The 22,799-nt window shown below is 43.6% G+C and carries 11 protein-coding genes; 6 read left to right on the top strand and 5 right to left on the bottom strand.

Translation table 11 applies throughout. From position 1 onward, the window contains the following. Window positions 1-116 precede the first annotated feature (116 nt). Window positions 117-1,559: a glucose-specific PTS transporter subunit IIBC gene (gene ptsG / locus KP803_RS00555; RefSeq protein ID WP_248006883.1), complete on the top strand. Its 1,443-nt coding sequence runs from the start codon at window positions 117-119 to the stop codon at window positions 1,557-1,559. A 242-nt stretch (window positions 1,560-1,801) separates the two neighbouring features. Here ptsG and KP803_RS21875 read toward each other — a convergent pair whose 3' ends face one another. Continuing rightward, complete coding sequence (locus tag KP803_RS21875; RefSeq protein ID WP_282437122.1) at window positions 1,802-2,026, bottom strand: GDCCVxC domain-containing (seleno)protein; 225 nt, start codon at window positions 2,024-2,026, stop codon at window positions 1,802-1,804. A 77-nt stretch (window positions 2,027-2,103) separates the two neighbouring features. Between KP803_RS21875 and KP803_RS00550 the strand changes: the two genes are divergently transcribed. After that, window positions 2,104-2,550 (top strand): hypothetical protein, encoded by a 447-nt coding sequence (locus KP803_RS00550; RefSeq protein WP_248006882.1) that lies wholly within the window; start codon window positions 2,104-2,106, stop codon window positions 2,548-2,550. Between the two features lie 355 nt (window positions 2,551-2,905). Here the strand turns inward: KP803_RS00550 and KP803_RS00545 are convergent, their stop codons facing one another. From KP803_RS00545 to KP803_RS00530, 4 genes are all read right to left on the bottom strand, one after another. Continuing rightward, entirely contained in the window at window positions 2,906-3,364 is a 459-nt protein-coding gene (locus KP803_RS00545) for a hypothetical protein (RefSeq protein WP_248006881.1), read from the bottom strand. A gap of 123 nt (window positions 3,365-3,487) precedes the next feature. Next, window positions 3,488-3,985: a GNAT family N-acetyltransferase gene (locus tag KP803_RS00540; RefSeq protein ID WP_248006880.1), complete on the bottom strand. Its 498-nt coding sequence runs from the start codon at window positions 3,983-3,985 to the stop codon at window positions 3,488-3,490. A 92-nt stretch (window positions 3,986-4,077) separates the two neighbouring features. Further along, window positions 4,078-4,971: a hypothetical protein gene (locus KP803_RS00535; protein ID WP_248006879.1), complete on the bottom strand. Its 894-nt coding sequence runs from the start codon at window positions 4,969-4,971 to the stop codon at window positions 4,078-4,080. 272 nt (window positions 4,972-5,243) lie between these two features. Next, the gene (locus KP803_RS00530; RefSeq protein WP_248006878.1) at window positions 5,244-6,695 is read right to left on the bottom strand and encodes a vanadium-dependent haloperoxidase; all 1,452 of its coding nucleotides are present in this window, start codon (window positions 6,693-6,695) and stop codon (window positions 5,244-5,246) included. A gap of 259 nt (window positions 6,696-6,954) precedes the next feature. Here KP803_RS00530 and KP803_RS00525 point away from each other — a divergent pair, with 259 nt between their 5' ends. The 4 genes from KP803_RS00525 (at window position 6,955) to KP803_RS00510 (ending at window position 22,688) form a co-directional block, all read left to right on the top strand. After that, window positions 6,955-7,470: a GNAT family N-acetyltransferase gene (locus KP803_RS00525; protein WP_248006877.1), complete on the top strand. Its 516-nt coding sequence runs from the start codon at window positions 6,955-6,957 to the stop codon at window positions 7,468-7,470. Window positions 7,471-7,497: 27 nt separating this feature from the next. Next, window positions 7,498-8,256: a helix-turn-helix transcriptional regulator gene (locus KP803_RS00520; RefSeq protein ID WP_248006876.1), complete on the top strand. Its 759-nt coding sequence runs from the start codon at window positions 7,498-7,500 to the stop codon at window positions 8,254-8,256. Window positions 8,257-8,414: 158 nt separating this feature from the next. Further along, window positions 8,415-9,152 (top strand): transglutaminase-like domain-containing protein, encoded by a 738-nt coding sequence (locus KP803_RS00515; RefSeq protein ID WP_248006875.1) that lies wholly within the window; start codon window positions 8,415-8,417, stop codon window positions 9,150-9,152. Window positions 9,153-9,539: 387 nt separating this feature from the next. Continuing rightward, window positions 9,540-22,688: a retention module-containing protein gene (locus tag KP803_RS00510; RefSeq protein ID WP_248006874.1), complete on the top strand. Its 13,149-nt coding sequence runs from the start codon at window positions 9,540-9,542 to the stop codon at window positions 22,686-22,688. The last annotated feature ends 111 nt before the right edge of the window (window positions 22,689-22,799 follow it).

Genomic DNA, 22,799 nt, shown 5'->3' with positions numbered 1-22,799 from the left:
ATCCCTATCCATTTGTAACCTTCAAGGAATTATTCCTCGATACGATAGTGAGGCTTTAATTAACCTTGAAAAAACCAATTGTGGAATGATGAACAGTCTCCAATTAGGAGGGAAAAATGTTAGGAAATATCTTTGGACAACTACAAAAAATAGGGCGCTCATTAATGTTGCCTGTTGCGGTGTTACCAGTCGCGGGTTTAATGTTGGGAATAGGTAATGCAGGTTTTGCGTTTATTCCGGATGCGCTAAGTAAGATCATGCTGGCAGCAGGTGGTGGTGTGTTTGGCAACATGCAGCTGATGTTTGCTGTGGGTGTCGCGCTAGGGCTATCAAAAGGAAATGATGGCGCAGCCGCTTTAGCGGGCTTGGTTGGGCTTATTATCATGAACGCATCACTGGGTATTGTCACAGGACTACGTGGCCTAGAAACCGATGCGATAATTATGGGCGTTTCAACACTGCAAACAGGGGTGTTTGGCGGGATTATTATCGGTGCGTTTGCCGCGATGATGTATAACCGCTTCTACAATATTCGCTTGCCCGAATATCTAGGGTTCTTCGCCGGAAAACGTTTTGTACCCATTATTACCGGTGTAACGGCAATTCTAGTTGGAGCGTTATTAGCATTTCTATGGCCGCCCGTGGGGCAGCTATTGGATACCTTCTCCAATTGGGCGGCGTATCAAAACCCAGTGATGGCATGGGCGATATATGGAGCGGGTGAACGTTCACTGCTACCCGTTGGTCTTCACCATATTTGGAATGCACCGTTCTTTTTTGAAGTGGGTAGCTATATTGACCCAGATACCGGTAAAGAGATTACAGGTGAACTGACTCGATTCTTCGCTGGTGATAAAACAGCTGGGTATTTGTCTGGTGGCTTCATGTACTCAATGTGGGCACTTCCAGCGGCGGCATTAGCGATTTATCATTGTGCAACACCTGAGCGTAAGAAGGTCGTTGGTGGCTTAATGTTAACGGCGGCGCTTACGTCATGGCTAACCGGTATTACTGAACCGATTGAATTTACCTTCTTGTTCGTTGCTCCAATACTGTATGTCATTCATATCTTCTTAACGGGTATTGCCTTTGCATTGACCGCGTTTTTAGAGATTAAGCACAGCACCGACTTTGCACACGGTGCGATCCAGTTCTTCCTCTACTACCCAATGTCGACAAATGCGTGGATGTTCTTCATCATTGGTCCTATTTGGGCATGTCTGTACTACAGCCTGTTCCGATTGTTAATCACCAAGCTTGATTTGAAAACCCCAGGCCGTGAGACGAATATTGCTGAAGTGAAGATAGCAGGACAGCCTGATGAAATAGCGACAGATATTGTTGCCGCTTTAGGTGGGAAAGCGAACATCAAATCGGTGGATGCGTGTATTACTCGTTTGAGAGTGAGTGTTAAAGACATCGCTCATGTAGATAAAGCGAAACTAAAGCACCTTGGCGCTCGTGAAGTGTTAGTTATTGGCGATAGCTTGCAAGCGATATTTGGTACACAGTCAGACAGCATCAAAACGGAAATACATGGCGTACTTGCAACAAGTTAATTGAAATGTGCTCCTGATCTTACCGCCCCCCTATATGTGTAAAAACATGTGGTAAGGTTTCCAGCCAGCCCTTTGAACGTAGTTCTTGTGGGTTGGCTTTTTCGTTATTCGATGGATACTCGTTTCATTCTATTCTAAAGGCAGGGCAGATCATGGCAAGTTGGTCTGATTTGGAATGAGAGTAAAACAAGCTCGCTGTTGGAACGATTTGTGTGCTACCTAAAAGAAACCGCATTATGAGTTCAGCAACAGCTTTTATCACCTTCAGTTTGGTTCAGTTGTACTGGTGGGCATGGCACCGTGCCATACGAGCAAAAAACACAGCAGTCTTCAGCCAAAGGTTTTAATAGTTGATGGCACCTTTCACATTCGTAAAAATATTGGCAGGCGTTGGTGGGCATGCTCTCAATTTTCTTATGCCCGCAATTTGGGCAGGTTATTTCTGATATTAAGGTAAAGGTATTCATTTTTCGCACCTCGCTGGCTATTTAAATTGTACTAGTATTCAAAGTAACTCAGTGGATTATTTTAATTAGGAGTAACAATGAATAAGTCGGTATTAACCCTCACTATTTTTTCTTTAACGTTAATCGTTGCGCCTTTTAGTAGTGCTAAAAAGCCTGAATGGGCGGGGAAAGGCAAGCCTAATATAGAAGAGGTGGCTAGTGTCTCAGACGCAGAAGCATTGGAAGGTGAGATAGAGCAGCGGCAAGAAGAGGTAGACCTTCTCATCGAAGAAAAAAAGAAAAAGGCAAAGCAATCTGGCAAGGCGAAAGATAAGAGGAAGCTAGAAGAGGAGCTAGAGTCTCTTGAAGAGGAGAAAGAAGCACTTGAAGAGAGCCAAGAAAATCTTAAAGAGAAAAAATCAGGTCTTGAAAAACAGAAAGATAAGAAAGCTGACCAAAAACGTAATGAGCTAGATAAGGGCTCTGAACAAGGCCAGCAGAAGAGAGAAGAACACAGTAAAAAATGGTGGAAGTTTTGGGAGTAAGTTAGCTTAAACCTGCCACAGTGCGTGTTCAATAGATCCTAAAATGTAGATAGCGAATGTGCCTTTTGTCGGGATTTCTAGAGGTGGAACAGCAATTTCAGCGCCCTGTGCTTTTACATCCGAGATCGCCTGCTCTATGTCGTCTACGAGTCAGTATGGGCGCACCACTGGCGTTTCAGTTCCTCGCAAAGGAGGCCTAACACCGACATGGCTGCCATCAGTAGTTAACACACATGTTTTTGCTCCACCAAGAAATTCATCGGGTTTGGAAAAACAGACCTACTGTGCGGCTTCATACGCTTACAGATGAAATCAACATCTGAAGAAACAATTTCTAAATAGTGTACTTTCATGGTTAATCCTTAAGTCGCATGTGTTTAGCTATGTTCGCGTATAAAAAGATAGTCCAAAGAATATACATGAAAACTTCTAATGGGCTAGTAGTCAAAATATCACTCTCACTTCTAAATTCGATATCGTACACAGTGAGTAGAACAACCATAGGAATGAGTAGGACTGAAAATCTGATGGTGACAACGAAGCCTATACTGAAATACCGTCCTAAAAAATCTTGACCATTTTCACCACCATTTGCTTTATAAATCAGGTAAGTTCCAATAAGCACAATGGCAATATTCGCCATCGCTTCAAATTGGTTCCAGTCATTTGAATGTTCAACATGTCCACTAAGCAAGTATTCGAATGCAATTGTATAAACAGAAAACTGGATGAAGGCGTAAATAAATCTATCTTTCTCAGTGAGCTTTTCTCCAATAATATCTTTCTTTAGTGCTTTAATATTCCAGAAGTACATAGCTTGTCCCTAAGTGAAAATGACTAACATAGGGTATTACTATTTTATCCGTGGCATACATGTAACTGCGTATCATTTGCGAGAGGTAATGCAGTTTCTAATGCTTTTCTGGCACTGGGGTTTTTACTTGGCCTCTAATTTTAACTGCCAATAGCTCACCGACACTTCTTTCCCAAATTTGATGCCAATACGGTCAAATTCACCGACTTTCTTGAATCCCATTCTTTCATGTAGCGCAATACTTTTCCGGTTTGGTAATGCAATGACGGCAATAGCATTTTTAATATTATTACTTTCTAACGTCGTTAATAGGTGAGTATAAAGTGCTTTGCCTATCCCTTTTCCTGCGCTATTAGGTGACAAGTAGATAGAAGGTTCGACTGTGTATTTGTAGGCAGAGCGAGCATTCCATTGACTGGCATAAGCATACCCTTGAACTTCACCTTCTATTTCAGCAACGACCCACGGTAGACCCGTTTCGGAGATTCGTTTAATACGCTCTTTTAATGTTGAGACTGAAATGGCTTCTTCTTCGAATGAGATAGTTGTTGATTCAACATAATGGTTATAAATCGCTACCAATTGTTCCAGATCTGTATCGTTAACCTTTCTGATTTTCATACACCCTCCTTGATGCATTGAATTTGATTTGAAAAACGAACTCGTATCTCTAGCCCTAAAATGGCACAGTCTCTAGGTAGTTGCCATCGAGATTAATTAAACGCATTGATCACCTTATGAAAGGCGGCTTTCAGCACCATTAAAAACGCGATGGGCAGTAGGATGGACTTAAGAAGAAAGAGAGCAATTAAGTTCATGAAGTCCATAATATAGTTATTGAAAATGTCAGGTAGGTTTAATATCTGATCTTGTTTGTTTGCTAGTGATTGCGATAACCCTTCAAATGCACCCTTCGTCTTGCTCCAAAAACCTTCACTATCTTCTGCACTCATTTCGTCATCTAACGATAAGCTTTCAATGTTGTTGGTTAGCTCATTGGATCGTTGAATCGATTGGTCAATTTGTGGGTCGATAAATGCTTGGTCGATTAACGCGTTGGCACCAAGCGAAATTGCGAGAGAGAAACGTACGAATACAGTGAAGATGAACAGCGATTTAGCTCGACTTTCATAACGATTGAAGCGTTTGAACCAAACTGAGATTAAGTAGACACTGGCAAAGAAAAGTAAGATGCCGTTACCAAGGGAAGAGGAAAATATCATGAGCAGCATCTTTTGCAAACCCAATGACGCAAGCGCAGTCATGATGATGTGGCTGGTATAGACGAGTGTTTCGTTAACGGGCTCTAACAATTCCCCCAGTCGAGTGGTGACTAACCCGACAGAAAACTCCACCCCTTTGGCCGCTGAAATTCCCGTACTCAGGGTTTTTACTGAAGCATAGGCCACCGTACCGTGCACAATCGATTGGTTAACCTTTTCATGCGTATAATCATCAAGTAACTTAAAGGTGCCTATTACGCAAAGTAGAATAATCAATAAGGTTTTCAGCCACTTAATGAGTGGTGAGGTTGCGTAGCTGGAATGCTTAGAAGACGTTGCTTCGTTCGGCTGAGGGAGTTTGGGTTCGAGAGTGGTATTTTCCATAGAGTATCGACTTAAGCTAAAAGATCCTACATCGAGTGTAAACGTCACTTATGTCAGTAGATAGAGGGTAAAGGTAAAAATAGATTCAGAAAGTGCGGAAGTGGGGAATATTGTTGAACCTATTCCAGTTTAAACAAAGTGAAGAGTGCCACGCACGATAATATTTAAGATTGGCCAAGCTGCAGATCTTCGACCATTTAACAATAAAATGCCTACAGCGTTCGCAGGCATATATAAGATGCACTCACCTGATGTTAAATATCGCTTACCTGTTAATTTGCACCTGATGGGTTAATCTTCGCCATCACAAATTCATAGGCGATTTGACCGATTTCTCGGCCAATATCTTGTCCTGCTGGAACCGAAGCGGGAAAGTGAACACCAGCCCATACTCTGCTTTGACCACATTTATCCTCTAGGTCTGTCCAGGTTTCGAATTCCAACTCAATTGGTTGAGAAGGGGTAATATCGGGTTCTACTTTCGATGAACCTTGATTCACAGGAACCACGTAACCAAGCTCATCAGAACCAAGATACAAACGACTGGTTTGTGCATGAGCAGCGCAAAAACTCGCAGAAGCTGAAGGATACTCAGGGTGATCAGCGACATTGAGGTAGCTTGTCCATTGTGAAGCAGGGATGTCTGTTACCGTGCCTTGTCCAATGCCACCCCAAGCTGTGACAGGGTTATCTCGGTAGATAAAAGCAATAGCTGAAAATGGCCTTACTGCATCGTGTTTATACTTTTCTTTCCAGATGGCAATGGAAGTATCGAATGCAGCGACATTAGTAAGAAAGTCGTAATGGATAAACTCAATTAAGCTGAGGTTATTAACTTGTGAAGCGTATAAAGCTGAGAATCCTAAACTGAAGATTTTGTCATCAAAGAACTCGGCATACATCTTCTTATGATCATCTAAGTTAGCGGATTCTTGTAAGACTTGATCGGCTTGTTCCACATAGGCTGACCAGTTATAGACTTTACTTGCAGAAGGTCTTGGTGAACGAAAAGCATGCACACTGTCATAAGTATAAGGCAGGGTTTTTCGGTGTTGAGGTGTGACAAACTGCTGAACACGGTACAACCCGTGGCCCGTACTAAGGATTGCAGGTTGCCAAGCGGAAGGGTTAATTAGTCGATAAGCCGTATTTTTAGGTTTGTATCCAAGGTAGTCTTGGTAAGGCATTCGGTTGTGGACTTTTCCTCCTTCATCCCCTAGTTGATTCATTCCATCATGCTCTCGTACTTCAACAATGGCTTGACCAGCAACGTTTCCGATACCAATTGGGCTGATGATATCTGTTGATGCATTATGCGGGTCTAGACCGAGATTGCTCAGCATTGCTTCCCATTCAGATGAGCGATGCGGGTAGAGGCTCTTCAATATATGTTGTGAGGCATATAGAAGGGCGATGTTGATGTTTTCATTATCTTCGTTTTCATTGGCAGGGCGTCGCTCTATAGTTGAGTAGACCCCGACAGCGGTTGGGTGATAGGGAGCTGAAGCATCAAACCATGCATTGGTAAGTAGCGTCGTTGCTCTCAATACCAAAGTGGCATCGCCTCCACTTGGTGAGGCTTCAAAAATTGCACCGATGGCACTGGGTATCACCACCTCGGCTGCTGCATTACCATTTTTCAAATCGATAGCTAAGCCATTGAAACTAAATAAAAGTGATAGCCCGGCTATCAATTTTAGTGGCATTCGTTTAAGTAGAAACATAGGGAGAATCCTTGGATAATTAGTCGCGTGCTGACAAGCTAAATATAGTTAACCTCAGGTGTATTTCTTGCGAATGGTAGAGTTTGGAAGTGGCCTCTAATCTTGAAGGGTTAAGCGATGAAAAAGACACTGAGTTTTGGAACGAATGTGTAAGAGCGTAAGACTTTTATGAAATACCGTTTATTTAAAGGTGTTCAGGTGTTTATACGCCCGGAACCTTGCTAATGTGGAGTATAAATAAAGGCTTAGGTAACTTGATATGATTTATCAATACATTGAAGACAAGAACGTAACACCTGAAATGGATGAAAAGTTGAGAGGGTTGCTGAGTGCGAGTTTTCTGAATCGAAATGATTCAGAGATATTCAGCCGTCAACGATTTCTTAAAGAGATGCCGCAACATCGATACCTATTTTGGGATGACGAAACATTGATTGCACATATCGCTGTTCACGATAAACAAGTCATGATTGATGAGGTTTCTTATCCAGTGTGCGGTATTGCAGAAGTTTGCGTTCATGCTGATTATAGAAAGCAGGGTCTTGTTAAAAAGCTACTAAATCATGTGCATCAAGATGGGCTGGCGTCAGGCTATGCTTTCTCAATTTTGTTTGGTGATGAAAACGTCTATGGCTCAAGTGGGTATCAACATGCAGATAATTTAAAACTGTTTGGCTTAACTAAAGAGTGGGTGTCATTGGATAATTTGCTGATGCTGGCACTTAATAAGCAGTGGCCAGAACAGGAAGTGAGGCTCAGTGGCATTCCGTTCTAACTCTTAACGCAATTCAGGAGGAATTGAATGTCACCTAATGTATGGATAAGAGCGGGCATTGTTATTATTTATGGTTCATCTATTGATGCGAATGCACACAAACACCATGCCATACAGGTTGTGTGGCCTAAAGAAGGGGATTGCTGTGAGTTTAATGGAGAGTCACTTTCATCCCCTTTAATCATCGATTCTAATGTTGAGCATCAATTGCAACTTGATGAAGGTTGGATACTGCTCGTGGAGCCAAGCAGCGTATTAGGTGTCACGTTATCTGAGCGCTTAAACGGTCTGCCTTTCCATATATTAGATACGTTAGAGGCCTATAGCGATCTAGCGCAGTTTAGTGTGAGTGATGAGGTTAATGAGTTGCTTTCCCCACTGTTTAAGGCACTTATCTTACCAACCCAGTCACTGCTATTTAACGAAAGCCAAGTATCTGACGAACGAATTAAAAAACTCATCGTTGAGTTGCATGAATGTTTGGATGGCGATTGTATTAAACCGACTCATTGGCGAGCGTCTGAGGTAGCGGAATCTCTGGCGTTGTCAGAAGGGCGTTTTCTACATCTGTTTACTCAAGAGATAGGCGTTCCTTGGCGGCCCTATCTATTATGGTGCCGAATGATCTGTGCAGTAAATTCGATATTAAAAGGCGAATCCGCCACTCACGCGGCGTATCAAGCAGGGTTTTCTGATAGTGCCCATTTAAGCCGTACCTTCAAGAACACCTTTGGCATTACCATTCGGCAGGCCAACAGCATTTTTCAATTAAAGAAACGAGGTTAAAGTGTCATCCAGATCTCCAATGACAATAATTTCCTAAATTCTAGATTTCTCAAACTTTTTATCTCTTAAACATAGCCAGTTTATTCAATTTTTAACCTATCGCTCCCGTTATTCTCTCAGTACCAAATAAGAACAAAGCCTAATGAGAGGAACAACCTATGAGCGAATTACGTATGAATGAATTGTCTACAGAGTACCTACAAACCACGCCAATGCTGGATTTCAATCACCCAGAAATCCAGACCCTAGTTGAAAAAAGAGAGTGGCGATCACTATCTCAATACGATGCGATCGGTGCTATATATCACTTTGTCCGTGATGAAATAAAGTTTGGCTACAACAGTGATGACCGACTTCCAGCAAGCCAAGTGCTACAAGATGGCTATGGTCAGTGCAACACCAAAGGTACGTTACTGATGGCGCTGCTTAGAGCGGTAGGGGTTTCAACGCGTTTTCACGGTTTCACGATTTATAACGAACTTCAGCGAGGCGCGATTCCGAATTACCTGTTTGTGGTGGCGCCACCACGAATCATCCATAGCTGGGTTGAAGTGTATCAAGATGGCCGCTGGGTAAACCTAGAGGGGTATATTCTAGACAAAGCCTACCTAATACAAATTCAAGCTCGCTTTGCTGACAACAACGAATCGTTTTCTGGTTACGCTATTTCCACCAAATGCTTGTCTAACCCTAATGTCGATTGGAATGGCCGTGATACCTACATACAGAGTGAAGGTATTGCAGATGATTATGGCGTTTACACGCAGCCGGATGATTTTTATTCTAGTTATGGGAGTAATTTATCTGGCGTGAAAAAAGTGTTGTTTCGATACGTTCTACGTCATTTGATGAATCGAAACGTTGAGCAAATTCGCCTAAATGGTATTTCTGGGTGAGAATTCTTATTAAGTAATGGTTCTTAACCAATGGATTTCCGTGTCTAAAAAATTTTTTATAGAAACCAGCAAAAAGCGCTACTATCGATTGGTGAGCGTAGCAGGGCTTTTTAGTCGGTCTGCTTTGTTAATAGCGTGCACTACTATTCTTCTTACACTTTCAGTTAATTTTTTCTTGTTCTTATCCAAAATGAGACAAACTTGCCTCTACTCGTAAAAATTTTTAAACACGGTATAGGCATGCAATATGCTGGAAACAGTCTTTAATACAAACCATAAACCTGACGTGGCTCGCATTTTTTGTTATTTTTATTTATACAACTATAAATTTGTAACAAATGATTTTTTTTGCCATTTCGAATTGTAATTGGCTTGCTCGGGGTGTTTATGGACGTAGATGTAATTCGTCAAGATGTATTGATTAAAGATGTCGCTGGCGATGTTGTTGTATTCTCTGTGGATGGTAGTGGTAAAAAAGCGCACATAGGCGATACCATCACCCAAGGTCATATTGTTATCACGGCGAATAACTCAAGTATCACGCTGGTTAACGCTAATTCCGAGCTAAACTTGAATGCCAACTGTGTAGCGTGTGGGGACGCTGACGGAGGCTGGGGCGTTGCGCCTGTAGCAGGTGAAGTCAACTTTGACCTTGAACAGCTCAATAATGCTGATATTAGTGAAGAAGATCTCGCAGCCATTCAAGAAGCCATTCTAGCGGGCGCCGATCCAACGGAATTATTAGAAGCAACCGCGGCTGGTGGTGCTGGCGGATCAGCGAATGCGGGTTTTGTGACGATTGAGTATAATGGTGCGTCAGTTCTCGCGAGTACTTTCTTTGAAACTTCGACGATTGTTCGTGAGGAAATAGAAACGGCCGATGATGAAAATCGCCCTTTATCATTAGCCACCGGTGGTGAGGGCGTGACTGAGTCTTTATCTGAAGGTTCGCTATCCCTTAATTCTTACTCTCAAACGATCACTACGTCTATTACGGTGTCTTCTGGTGATCTATCGCTTGACCCAGATAGCTTTGTACCTGAAACAACATCACTTTCTTCACTACTTAATGAACTAAACTCTGATATTACGTCTTCAGGTGAAGCGGTGTTGTTTCGCTATGACGAAGTACAAAATGCCATCATTGGTGAAAATAGTGAAGGTGTTGTTCTTCGCATTGATATTAATGCGGTACCGACAGGTAACGATGTTTCCCTTGAGTTGACGACAACCATAAGCCAGCCAATCGATCATCTGTCATCAGTAGGCTCTGGTCAGGTTTCAATTTCAGATGATCAGATTACGCTCTCTTTTGATATACAAGGTGCAGACTCTGCCGGTAACGCTCTTATCACGCCTATTAATGCAGAAGTTATCGTTGAAGATGGCGTGGACGCTACGGTGACCACCGTGAAATTCCAATCGGTAGAGTCCGACAGTAATATTCTTGAAGGTGAACTGGTTCAAATTGGAAGCGATTTTCTATCGTCTGCTATTTTTGACAATACTGCATTGGCGCAATTTGATGGGCTACTCAGCGATAATCAAGAAACGGTTGCGAGCTTGTCTGGTGATAGAACAGAGCTTACTCTTTCGTTAGTTGGCAGCAACGAGCCAATACTGACGGTGACTATTAATACCGATGGGCGCTATACCTATCAGCAGTTCAAACCATTGGAACATAATGATTCTGATGAGGTTTCCTTATCACTACCCACCATCATTACAGATTTTGACCAAGACTCGGTAACTAACTCGATTGATATCGTCATTACTGATGGAAATAATCCTGTGATCACAGGGGTATCGGCACTTGATCTTGATGAATCTGGCGTTGATGGAGGCGCTAATGAAGGCAATGCTAATACATCGGGGACAGGCCAGATCACTTATGAGGCAGGTAGCGATGCCATTGACCACTTTGAATTAGCGCCGGATGAATTTAACAGCGATAACTCACTGACCTCTCAAGGGCAGGCGATACAGCTTGAGTTGATTACCTTAGACAACGGCGTTCGTAGTTATGAAGGCTTCATTGAAGTTGAAGGCAACCGAATTCCGGTATTTGAAGTTTCTGTTGATACACCAGCACTGGGTGATTACTCGTTTACCTTGCTAGAGCAAATTGATCATCTTGGTGCCGATGATTTATTAACCGTGATTAACTTGCCGGTGTATGCGGTTGATACGGATGGCGATCGTTCGAGCCTTTCACAAGGTGAGACCAATGCACAAGCAGCGACGATTCAGGTTACGGTACAAGATGATACTCTTGAATTGGTAGACAATAGCTTTTCTGTCACTGAGCCAACGCAAGCAGGTGATACATCAGTCTTTCATAGTCTGTTTAATTTTGAAGGGGCTGACACCGCAACTATTCAGTCGTTTACTTACTCTGGTAGTCAATACACTCTTGATCAGAATGCATCTGATGACACAATGCAGCGTTTCGATTTTGCTGAAGGTACGCATTCTATTTCGCTCAATGGCGAGTTTGAGTTTGTTGTCGCTCGCGATATTGATCATTCAGCGAACGAAACCATCGACAAGCAATTTGTATTTACAGCAAGAGATGCGGATGGAGATGAAGATACAGCAACCGTTGACCTGCAAATTTCTGATGGTGGCGATCCAACAATCAATGTTGTACCAAGTGTGAGTTTATCAGAGTCAAACCTAAGCGATGGTTCGGCTCCGAGTAGCTCGGTTGTGAGTATGACCCAATCGATTGATTACAGTGAGGGCAGTGACGATGTTAACCATTTCAGAATAGCGACGGATGAATTCAATACGGATGATGCGTTAACCTCAAACGGATTAGTCGTTCAGCTTCGTGAAGAGCCTGACGATTCTGGCCAGTACTTAGGGTTCACCACCAATGTACTCGGTGAAGAAACAGCAGTGTTTACCCTTACGTTTAACCATCATGGTCATCAACTCAGTGACGATAAAGGACAATATACCTTTACTCTGATTGAAGCACTTGACCACGCCGATGGTCTTAAAAACAATAGCTTAAGTTTTGACTTGCCCGTGTACGCAGTTGATACCGACGGTGATGACTCGGCGATGAAACCACTATTGGTGAGCATTGAAGACGATGTTCAATCCATGCTAGATGGCGGTTTAACCATTACAGAACCAAGTGTTGCAGACCTAGCGGCTGGAAATCCAACCACAGATTCGATCAACCTGTTTGATACACCAAGTGCCGATGGTACGACAATCACTCAGTTTAGCTACGATAGCGGTGACCCTATTGCGCTTAACCCTGCTATTACAGGTGAACAAGCGTTTGATGTGGCTGAAGGGACCTTATATATCACCATCACAGGTGATGTCCGCTTTGAACCGAGTCGAGATCTTGACCATTCTGCAGGGGATATTGTTAAATCACTCGTTGTAACGTCAAGTGATGGAGATAACGATACATTATCGTCGACGGTTACTTTAACCATTCAAGATGGTGACATTCCTCAAATAGAATCAGTACCGACGGTGAGTTTGTCTGAAGCGAACCTTGATGACGGTTCTGATCCAAATAGCCCTAACGCTAGTAACCCTAATGTTAGTCGTACTCAGTCCATCGATTATACGGTTGGCAGTGATGATATTAGCCACTTTCAAATTGCTGTTAATGAATTCAATACCGACGAAGCGTTAACCTCAAATGGATTAGTCGTAAAGCTTCGTGAAGAGCCTGCCGATTCTGGACAATACATAGGCTTTACCAAGGACAACAGTGATAAAGAGACGTCCATTTTTACCATCACGTTTAATAACTTTGGTAAACCGTTAAGTGACGATAAAGGCCAATATACCTTCACGCTCATTGAAGCGCTTGATCATGTGGATGGTTTACAAAATAATACCCTAAGCTTTGAGCTACCGATTTATGCGGTCGATACCGACGGTGATGATTCGATAATGAAACCACTATTGGTGAACATTGAAGATGATGTTCAATCCATGCAAGACGGCGGCTTGAGCATTACAGAACCAAGTGTTGCAGATCTAGCGGCTGGAGCACCAACGACGGAGTCAATTAATCTCTTTGATTCGCCGAGTGCGGACGGCGCAGTGATTACCCAGTTCAGTTATGAAGGTGGTGATCCTATTACGCTTAACCCTGCTATTTTAGGTGAACAAGCATTTGATGTCACTGACGGAACTTTGTATATCAGCATTGCTGGTGACGTGCGCTTTGAACCTAATCGAGACCTCGATCATTCAGCGGGAAATATCGTTAAGTCGATCGAAGTTACCTCTAACGATACCGATAACGATACGTTGTCATCGATCGTTACTGTAGCCATTAAAGATGGTGAGAACCCACACATCGATTCAGTGCCAGCGGTGAAGCTGTCTGAAACCAATCTCGGTGATGGGTCAAACCCTGACAACTCAAGTGTCACGGCTACCCAGTCAATTAATTACACAGAAGGCAGTGATGATGTTAGCCACTTTAGAATTGATAGTGAGAATTTCAATACCAACGAGGTATTAACGTCAAATGGATTAGCCGTACAGCTTCGTGAAGATCCTGCCGATTCTGGTCAGTACTTAGCCTTTACCATGGATAGCAGTGATAAAGAGACCCCCGTTTTCACCATCACGTTTATTAATTTTGGCAACCCATTAAGTGACGATAAAGGTCAATATACCTTCACGTTAATTGAAGCACTTGATCATGAGGATGGATTAGAAAACAACAATCTGAGCTTTGAGTTACCGGTTTATGCGGTCGATTCCGATGGTGATGATTCTACGATGAAGTTGTTATCGGTGAATATTGAAGATGATGTTCAATCCATGCAAGACGTTGGCTTAACTATTACAGAGCCAAGCGTTGCAGAGCTAGCGGCTGGAAACCCAACCACAGATCCGATCAACGTGTTTGATACCCCAAGTGCTGACGGTGCAACAATCACCCAGTTCAGTTACGACGGTGGTAACCTTATTACGCTTAACCCTGCTATTTCAGGAGAGCAAGCGTTTGATGTCACTGATGGAACTTTGTATATCAGCATTGCAGGTGACGTTCGTTTTGAACCAAGTCGAGATCTCGACCATTCTAAGGGAGATATTGTTAAATCAATCGTTGTTACATCCAGCGATGGAGACAACGATACACTGTCGTCAACGGCCACTTTAACCATTAAAGACGGTGATAATCCCCAAATAGAATCAGTACCCGCGGTGAACTTGTCTGAACTGAATCTTGATGATGGGTCAAACCCAAACGGCTCCAGTATCAGCACCACTCAGTCAATCGGTTACACAGAGGGCAGTGATGACGTTAGCCACTTTAGAATAGCGAGTGACGAATTCAATACGGATGACGCGTTAACTTCGAACGGATTAATCGTACAGCTTCGTGAAGAGCCTGTCGGCACTGGCCAGTATCTAGGCTTTACCGTTGATGGTAGTGATAAAGAGACATCCGTCTTTACCATCACGTTTAATAATTTTGGCAATCCATTAAGCGACGATAAAGGTCAATATACCTTCACGCTCCTTGAAGCGTTTGATCATGTGGATGGATTACAACACAACACCCTAAGCTTTGAGCTACCGGTTTATGCGGTTGATACCGATGGTGATAACTCGGTCAAACAATCACTCTTAGTAACGATTGTTGATGATGTTCCGGTTATTGACGGAATCATTGATACGAGCGTGTTTAGTGTTAATGAAAGTGGATTAAGTAGTGACTCACCTCAGGCATCTGGGCAGTTTGTTACGACTGATGGGGCTGATGGCGTGGTCTCGTATGCGTTACAAAATACGTCAAATACTGAAAGTGACCTTTATTCAGGTGGTAATAAAGTCTCCATCGACGAGGTTTCTGGGGCGGCGAATAGTACGACGTATCAAGGCGTGGCGAATGGAAAAGTGGTCTTTACATTAGCGTTAACCAACGATGGTGCGTATACATTTACCCTACTAGAGCCTTTAGACCACCTCAGTGGTTCTGATTTGCTCTCTATTCCTTTTGATGTGGTGGCCATTGATACCGATGGTGATATTTCAGAGGGCATCTCATTACCAATCGACATTGTAGATGACAAGCCAGTACTGTCAGGGACAACCGGTGAACGCAACGTTGATGAAGATGACTTAGGAGGAACAGGATCAGATCAAAGTGATGATACGAGCCTATCCGGTTTCTTTACTATCAGCGAAGGCGCCGATGGTGTTGTGGAGTATGAACTGGTTAACGCTGCAGAGACACTTGATGGGCTCACGAGTGGTGGTGAAGCGCTAGAGTGGGGAGACGTATCTCAAAATATGTCCCCAAGTGGCACAACCTTTACTTATACGGCGCAGACGGAATCTGGCACACCGATCTTCACGATTATTTTTGATACCCAAGATAACAGCTATCAGTTTGAGCTATTGGGTGTGCTCGATCACTCAATTGCTAATAGTGAAGATTCAATTCAACTTGAATTCACGATTGTTGCCAATGATTTCGATGGGGATGTTTCCAATCAAATTACTCTACCGATAACCATCATCGACGATGTTCCATTAGTGAGTGCACAGTCGATTTCTAGAATTGAAGGACAAGGCTTTAGAAATAGCAAAGTTTCTATGTTTGATGCTACGACAGATGAAGGGGCAGATACCGCATCGTTAACCAAAGTTGAAGGAACGACTGAAAACGGTGCGACAATTGTTTTTGGTGGCCCGAGAGGCAGCTATTTAGATTCAGTTGATCTCAACGATGGACGCCAAAATATTCGCGTTTATGAGCAAACGGATAATGGCGCTGGTGGAACAGAAACCAGACAGCTTGGGATTTTAAGGGTGAACTCTAATGGTGATATTGAGTTCCGCGCTAACGGTAATCTTGAACACGATAGTGATGAGATTAACTTCTCTATCAATGTAACAGCTACCGATGGGGATTTAGACACGTCGACAGCGCCACTTGAGATCTCCATTAGTGATAAAGAGTCGAGACCTATTTCACTTAAAGTGACTACGTTTGAGGACTCAGGGCGTGACGTTTCGATTAAGTATGCAGCAGGAGAAGAACCAGAAACGGCAAACATTCAAGATAATCAGTCTGGTTTAGCTGATCGCCCTGCACAAGTGTCACTTCAGGTGAATTTGTTTGACTCGGATAACAATGAATCTATTGGTGCGTTAACCATTAAAGATGGAAATCACCAAGGGACTTTCTATTACTTAAAGGATGGAGAGTACCATAAGCTTGAGGCTGACCCTGTAACAGGCAGTATCACTTTTGATGGTGCTTTAATACAGCAAAGCTTCAGTCAAAGTGGCAACAACACCATCGCAACGATTGATAACCTCTTTTTTGTTCCTGACCGTAACGTCTCAACGGGCAACGGTGGTGTGAAAATTCATTATCAGCTAGAAATTGACAATGACGGTGTGGCCGATCATACCATGGATTCAAACTTTAGAATTGAAATTGAAAGTGTTGCCGACATAGCACAGTGGAATGATAGTCGCAGTACGTATCAATACGAAGTAGGCGAAGATGATAGTAATGTACGATTGCAACTACGTGCGGAATCTCAAGATACAAGCCGAGCTGAAACCCTCACCTATGAACTAAAAGTTATTGACGGTGAAGGCGAGTTTGAACTGCTGGATCGTAACGGCGATGTTCTGACGCCAATCAATGGGGTCTATATTATTGCGGCAAACGATATCAACCGAGTTGAAGTCAACCCCATCGACAACTTTTCGGGTCAAATTCGTTTTGAAGCGACAGCGATAACAGAGGAGCGTTCGAACTCATACAATGATGGTGTCAATGATAAATCTGACGCGCGCTCTCCATCTCAAGAGATTGTTATCGATGTTACCCCGAGTGCGGATATGGGTAGCTTCCGCGTTCAACGTGCCCAAATTAACGAAGATAATATTGATAATCCGGATTACTACGGTGATGAGCCTAATTACAATGCGTTCACGTTAGATGAAGTGATCACCATGACCCCTTCAGCGGACAGCGATGGCTCTGAAGCGTTATTTGTACGTATTTCGGACGTAACTGAGAACGCGACATTAGAGTGGATTGGTTCGGGCGATAGTCAGATTGTCGAAATGACCATTGATGGGGTGACATATTATGAGATCCCTTATGAGCAATTGTCGAGTGTCGATGTCGTTCCTGAAAAGCACAGCAATGAAGACTTCTCGTTTAAGGTAACGGGTGTAGTCAAAGACAGCGCTGAACTTTCTGACGGCAATATTCATGTTGATGAGCAAATACTGGGCAGCAAAACTGTTAATGTTGAAGTGAAGGGGGTAGCCGATGAAGCGGTAGGCGCGACACTCGGTTCACATTGGAGTGACTTTGTTGATGGCGATGTTCAGGGTGTCGAAACGACGATTACTGAAAGCCACAACGGAGATAGCTTCGCAATACTTGATTTTACGATTATCTCTGGAGAGCGAGTAGACAAGCCGCTTGATGATTCGGAATCCGTCACAGTATTGCTATCGAATATTCCTGAAGGAGTCGTTATTGAAGATAGCGATGGCACGCAGATTGACCTCAACTTTGTAGGCTACGATGGTAACGGACAGCCAATATACGAAGCGAATATTACCGGAGCTCATAACACATCCGGCATTGTTGTTCGTCCGATTGACTCTTCGACTGATAACATCCACGTGACGGCAAGCGTCATCGTGACTGAAAATGATGGTCATGTTCATACTTTCGATCAAGAGGTAAGAATCAATGTTGAACCTGTGATTGATACCTCTGAAACCTACAGTAATAGCGCCATTGGTAACGAAGATCAGCCGATCAATATCGACTGGCACCCTGAAGGTACAGATTATATTGATAGCGATGAACACTTTACCTCTATCACACTAGAAGACATTCCGTTGGATGCTCAGGTCATCGTTAACAACGGCTTGGTTAACGTCAAGGTAACAGTGTCAGCGGATGGCCTTTCTCAGGTGCTCGAAATTGAACCTAATGGCATGACGCCTGAAGCGTTTACTCAAGCTGCTCTGAAGAATAATTTTATTCAAATCGTACCACCTCAAGATTCAAGTTCTGACTTTAACTTGAAAGCGATAGTAGAGATCGAAGAGCGTGACCACGAATACACTAGCGATGATATTGTCGGTGAAGGTGGCCGAGTGACAGCGACACTTACTGGTGATATCAGCGTGGTTGTACGTGCTATTGTTGAAGCAGAAGACAGTGACAACAAACTCGGTGTAAGCGATGAAAACGGCTTTGTGGACTTCACATCGATTACCGCAGACAGCCAAGGTGTGATTCGATTTACCACCAATAGTGACAATCAATCGGTCGACCTTAATGGTGATGAAACATGGGATGGTGAATACGTCATCCATTATAACGAAACCGATGCCTCTTCCGTTGAAGTGGTTAGTGATGTCATCATTGAGCTAACGCATACCGACGGCAGTGCGCTAGATGCATTGGTAATTAGTCAGTTACTGGTTACAGGTGCTGCCTATGAAGGGAATGGTCGTTGGGTGATTACCGATGAAGACGCTTTCAGTGTCAGTGCGCCGCAAGGGCTGGATCTAACTCCTCTCAATCCTAGTGATTCAAGTGCCTTCAATAATATAAAGATGTCGATTGAAACACTCGTTCAAGATAAAGGTGAAGATGCGAATGAGCGATCCCCAAATGCGTTCCGAGAAAGTTCTATAACGCTATCCTTCCCTGAAACCGTGGTTGCAGGGGACGAAGTCGCCGCCGAGATTGCTATTACAGAAGACAGTCTGGTTAGCGCGACAGAAGACACTCCCCTTAATCTTGGTCAGCAGTTAGATTCGATCATAAGCTTTACTGGCGCAGATGACTCGGCGGATGAAATCACCATCGTTCTTGATAATAAAGTAACGATTGATGGAGTGACCTACCCAATCTCCATTTCAGGTGCAGAGGTAGATTTCGTCAATGGACAGTTTGTTTTCCAAGCTAATATTTCCGATTTAGGCGTAGTTGAATCTCTTGATGGGCTTACGGTGACTCTACCGAAAGACTTCTCTGGTGACTTTAGGTTACCGATTAAAGTCATTACCCAAGACACAACATCAGGTGACACCAATGTTGCGCAAGGTAATGTGGTGATCAATGTGAACCCTATTGCTGACGTGGGCGGTGATGTACCAACCATTACGTTAGAAGTGACAGGGTCGCTTGATGACAACATGACCGCGATTGATCAAGATGGTGTTTCAGGCGCGGATAGCGTTGGGTATGAAGACAGCTATATTCAGCTGAATATAGGTCATGAATTGGCAGATAAAGTCACGGGTGTGGAAGGGGGGCAAGAAGCCCTTTCTTCTATTAGATTGACGTTGGCAAAACAAGATGTTGGCGCGTTTTATGACAGTGATGGCAATAACTTAGGGACTGAACTGTTCTTTAGTGAAAGCCAAATCAGCGCTGGTGCGTTAGACAATATTTTGTTTAGAGCCAAAGAGAATTACCCAGGTGATGATGACCAGAATGAAGTGACCATTAATATCTCGGGAACGGTCACTGACACTGCGACATTTGATGAGTTTGCTACTCAAACGGCAGAGCATTCAGCTGATTTCTCAACCAGTGTGAGTTTCGATGTTGTGCCTGTGTTAGATAAGGTGGAAGTCACTGGGCCAGGAGATAACCCAAGTGAAAGTATTGAGATCACCACCAATGAGGATACGTCGGTTTCATTGGGGGATCTTGCACCTGTCACAATCTCACTGACTGACCTTGATGGGTCTGAGCAATTTGTCTCGCTTAAATTCGTTGATGTTCCAGATGGTTTCTTACTTTCTGCAGAGTCAGGCTATACCGTTAAAAATAATGGCGACGGTGTGTGGAGTGTGCAAATACCATCGGATGCAGGAACAACGCTCAACTTAGGGGCGATTTCTATTCAACCACCGAAGAACTTTAGTGGCAGCGCTGAGTTTGGCGTTACTGTCTTTACTCAAGAGTCACTGCTCGGTGTACCAACCGAAGTGGAAGGTTTGCCAAATTTTGTGCTAAATGTGGTGCCTGTGGGTGACAGTGTTGATGTCGATGCGACAGATGCGATAACTGGGCTAGAAGGTCAGAATATCGATATAGAAATCGATGCATCTGTTATTGATAGAACCGACGCGGTTTCGGGGCATGGCATGTATTCAGAAAACAGTGCCGAGGTGTTAAGAGTTGAAGTGACCAATGTGCCTCAGGATGCGTCTATTTATCATCCAGATGGCATCACTCAAGCAACGTATAACGCGGTTACTGATACGTGGACGCTGGATATTGACGCCCAGCATTTGGATAAAATTGTTTTTAACTCCGGTGAACACAACTCTGGAGCGAATAATGGTGGTACCAGTAATGTCATGGGGATTGATAGCCCGTTGACTATTACCGTGCAATCGGTCGACAAGGACGCTGAAGGGAATGAATACCTAGGGCCACAAACCAGTTTTGATGTCGAGCTAACGATCGACCCCGTTAACGATCAGCCAACCTTTGTCAATGTCGTCAATCTAGAAACACAAGAAGATATCAATGTTGCCATTGATAGCTTTAGCATTGCTGATATCGATGCCACTTTTGATGATCCCGATGCGGACTACACCTTAGCGTTAAGTGTTGACAAGGGGGAGTTGTTATTTTTCGATGCGACGGGTGTGGACTTTTCATTAGATGCTCAAGGACACCTCTCTTTGTTCGGTAGTGTGGCGGATATCAATGCGGCGTTAAGCTCTGGTAAAGTGGTATTTAGCCCAGATGAAGATAGCAATAATGATAACTCTTCAGGCTCAGTCATTGTTACCGCTTCTGTTGACGATGGGGGTAATAATGGGGTTATTTATCTCAGTGACGTAACAACGTCACCAACAAATCAGACAACGTTTGAAATTAAAGTCACCGAAGTGAACGACCAACCTGAAGCGAATAATCTTGATTATGGGATTATTCTCGAAGAAGGGCAGATCATCATTTATGCGCAAGATCTTATCAACGCAACCGATGATAAAGAAGGCGATATAATTCAAGTCACTGGCGTCTCGGTCGCAGAAGGTCAAGGCGAATTAGTTCAAAGTGATGATGGCACATACTGGACGTTTACCGCCGCTGATGAGTTTAATGGCGACGTGAAATTAAGTTATACCGTTGTAGATAACGGAACGACAAATACCACCCCAGACCCTCTACATGACAGTGCCGAAGTTAGCTTTACGGTGCAAGGCGTTAATGATGAACCCGTGATTGATGGTTCTCATGTTACTCATGTGGTTAGTGAGGCCGATAGTCAGTTAATCAGTGGCATAAATATCAGCGATCCAGATTACGTTGGAGAGTACGCTGATGACTTAATGACGGTGACGATTACGGTCACAGAAGGTGTGTTGTCAGTCGTTCTTCCAGATGGTTCAAATGTCTCTATTACGGGAGCTGATAGCCAAAGTATCGTCTTAACGGGGTCGCTATCGGAACTGAACGCAGTGATTGATACACCAGTGAACCCAAATGGCATGTTCTTAGATGCGAGTGACGTAACCAGTAGCAATATTGGCCTGGATGTGGTGGCGCGAGACAGTGGTTGTCCGTCGGGTATCGTGATAGAGACAGACCCATCTCATTATGACATTACCGTTACTCCCGTTGCTGACACTCCGACTTTAAGTGTCGATCCTGCAATGAATTACATTAAAAACATGACAGCAAGCCAAACCGCGAGCAACAACGGAATTGCCATTGTAGGGCTGTTAGCAACACTGACAGACACTTCTGAAACGTTGAGCTTGCGACTAACAGGGTTACCTGAGGACGTAAACGTAACCAGTGATGCTGGTCTAATTGACTACTCGTCGGGTGTTTGGATTGTCTCTTTTGAGGCTATTGACTCATTAAAAGTGGACAGTGTTGAAGTGGGTGAATACTCCGTGACGGTGACGGCGGTGTCTGAAGAGTCTAACGGTGGACAGGCGCTGTCAGCACCGATAACCTTACAATTGAACGTGGTGTCTGACGAAAGTATTATTGGCTCCGCTGATAAGAGTGAGGATCAGTACTTGTTCGGTGATGGTGAGAATAGCACCATGAACTCAGGTTCCGGTAACGATCGATTGGAAGGCGGCGCTGGAGATGACTCACTTTCTGGTGGCGATGGAAATGATATTATTGATGGCGGGCTAGGGTACGATGTTCTTACTGGTGGTACTGGAATGGATACGTTTGTTTGGCATGAAATTGATAATGGCGTAACCGATACCATTACCGACTTCCATGTCGATGAAGGTGATCAAATTGACTTGAGAGAAGTATTACCAGAGTTGAAAGCCGAAAATGTGGATCTGGATACTTTATTGGGGCATATCGATGCGACGATTGAAGGTGATGATGTTGAACTGCATGTTCACCCTCATGGTGTTGGGCAAGAAGAACAGACGATTTTGGTTGAAGATCTCGCGCCTCAATTATCTTTGGTTGGCTCTGAGTCTAACGAGATTATCAGCGCGTTAATTGACCAACAGATCATCATCCACGAAATCTAACAATACAGAGCGCTCTAGAGCTTTTCTAGGGCGCTTTCTCTATGTGTATTTTACCTGCCTTGTTTGTTCCTGACTTTTACCTCTTCTAATCTGCGCCTTTAAACTCGGTTC

This window comes from Vibrio amylolyticus (assembly GCF_023145695.1).
In the GTDB taxonomy this organism is placed as follows: domain Bacteria; phylum Pseudomonadota; class Gammaproteobacteria; order Enterobacterales; family Vibrionaceae; genus Vibrio; species Vibrio amylolyticus.
Note: the sequence above shows the minus strand (reverse complement) of the source record. Positions and strands in the feature narration are given on the sequence as shown.

Bases quoted from the DNA above. Each gene is read 5' to 3' on its own strand.
- KP803_RS00520 (WP_248006876.1), top strand. From the start codon at position 7,498: ATGTCACCTAATGTATGGATAAGAGCGGGCATTGTTATTATTTATGGT.
- KP803_RS00510 (WP_248006874.1), top strand. From the start codon at position 9,540: ATGGACGTAGATGTAATTCGTCAAGATGTATTGATTAAAGATGTCGCT.
- KP803_RS21875 (WP_282437122.1), bottom strand. From the start codon at position 2,026: ATGAATACCTTTACCTTAATATCAGAAATAACCTGCCCAAATTGCGGG.
- KP803_RS00515 (WP_248006875.1), top strand. From the start codon at position 8,415: ATGAGCGAATTACGTATGAATGAATTGTCTACAGAGTACCTACAAACC.
- KP803_RS00525 (WP_248006877.1), top strand. From the start codon at position 6,955: ATGATTTATCAATACATTGAAGACAAGAACGTAACACCTGAAATGGAT.
- KP803_RS00535 (WP_248006879.1), bottom strand. From the start codon at position 4,971: ATGGAAAATACCACTCTCGAACCCAAACTCCCTCAGCCGAACGAAGCA.
- KP803_RS00530 (WP_248006878.1), bottom strand. From the start codon at position 6,695: ATGTTTCTACTTAAACGAATGCCACTAAAATTGATAGCCGGGCTATCA.
- KP803_RS00540 (WP_248006880.1), bottom strand. From the start codon at position 3,985: ATGAAAATCAGAAAGGTTAACGATACAGATCTGGAACAATTGGTAGCG.
- KP803_RS00550 (WP_248006882.1), top strand. From the start codon at position 2,104: ATGAATAAGTCGGTATTAACCCTCACTATTTTTTCTTTAACGTTAATC.
- ptsG (WP_248006883.1), top strand. From the start codon at position 117: ATGTTAGGAAATATCTTTGGACAACTACAAAAAATAGGGCGCTCATTA.
- KP803_RS00545 (WP_248006881.1), bottom strand. From the start codon at position 3,364: ATGTACTTCTGGAATATTAAAGCACTAAAGAAAGATATTATTGGAGAA.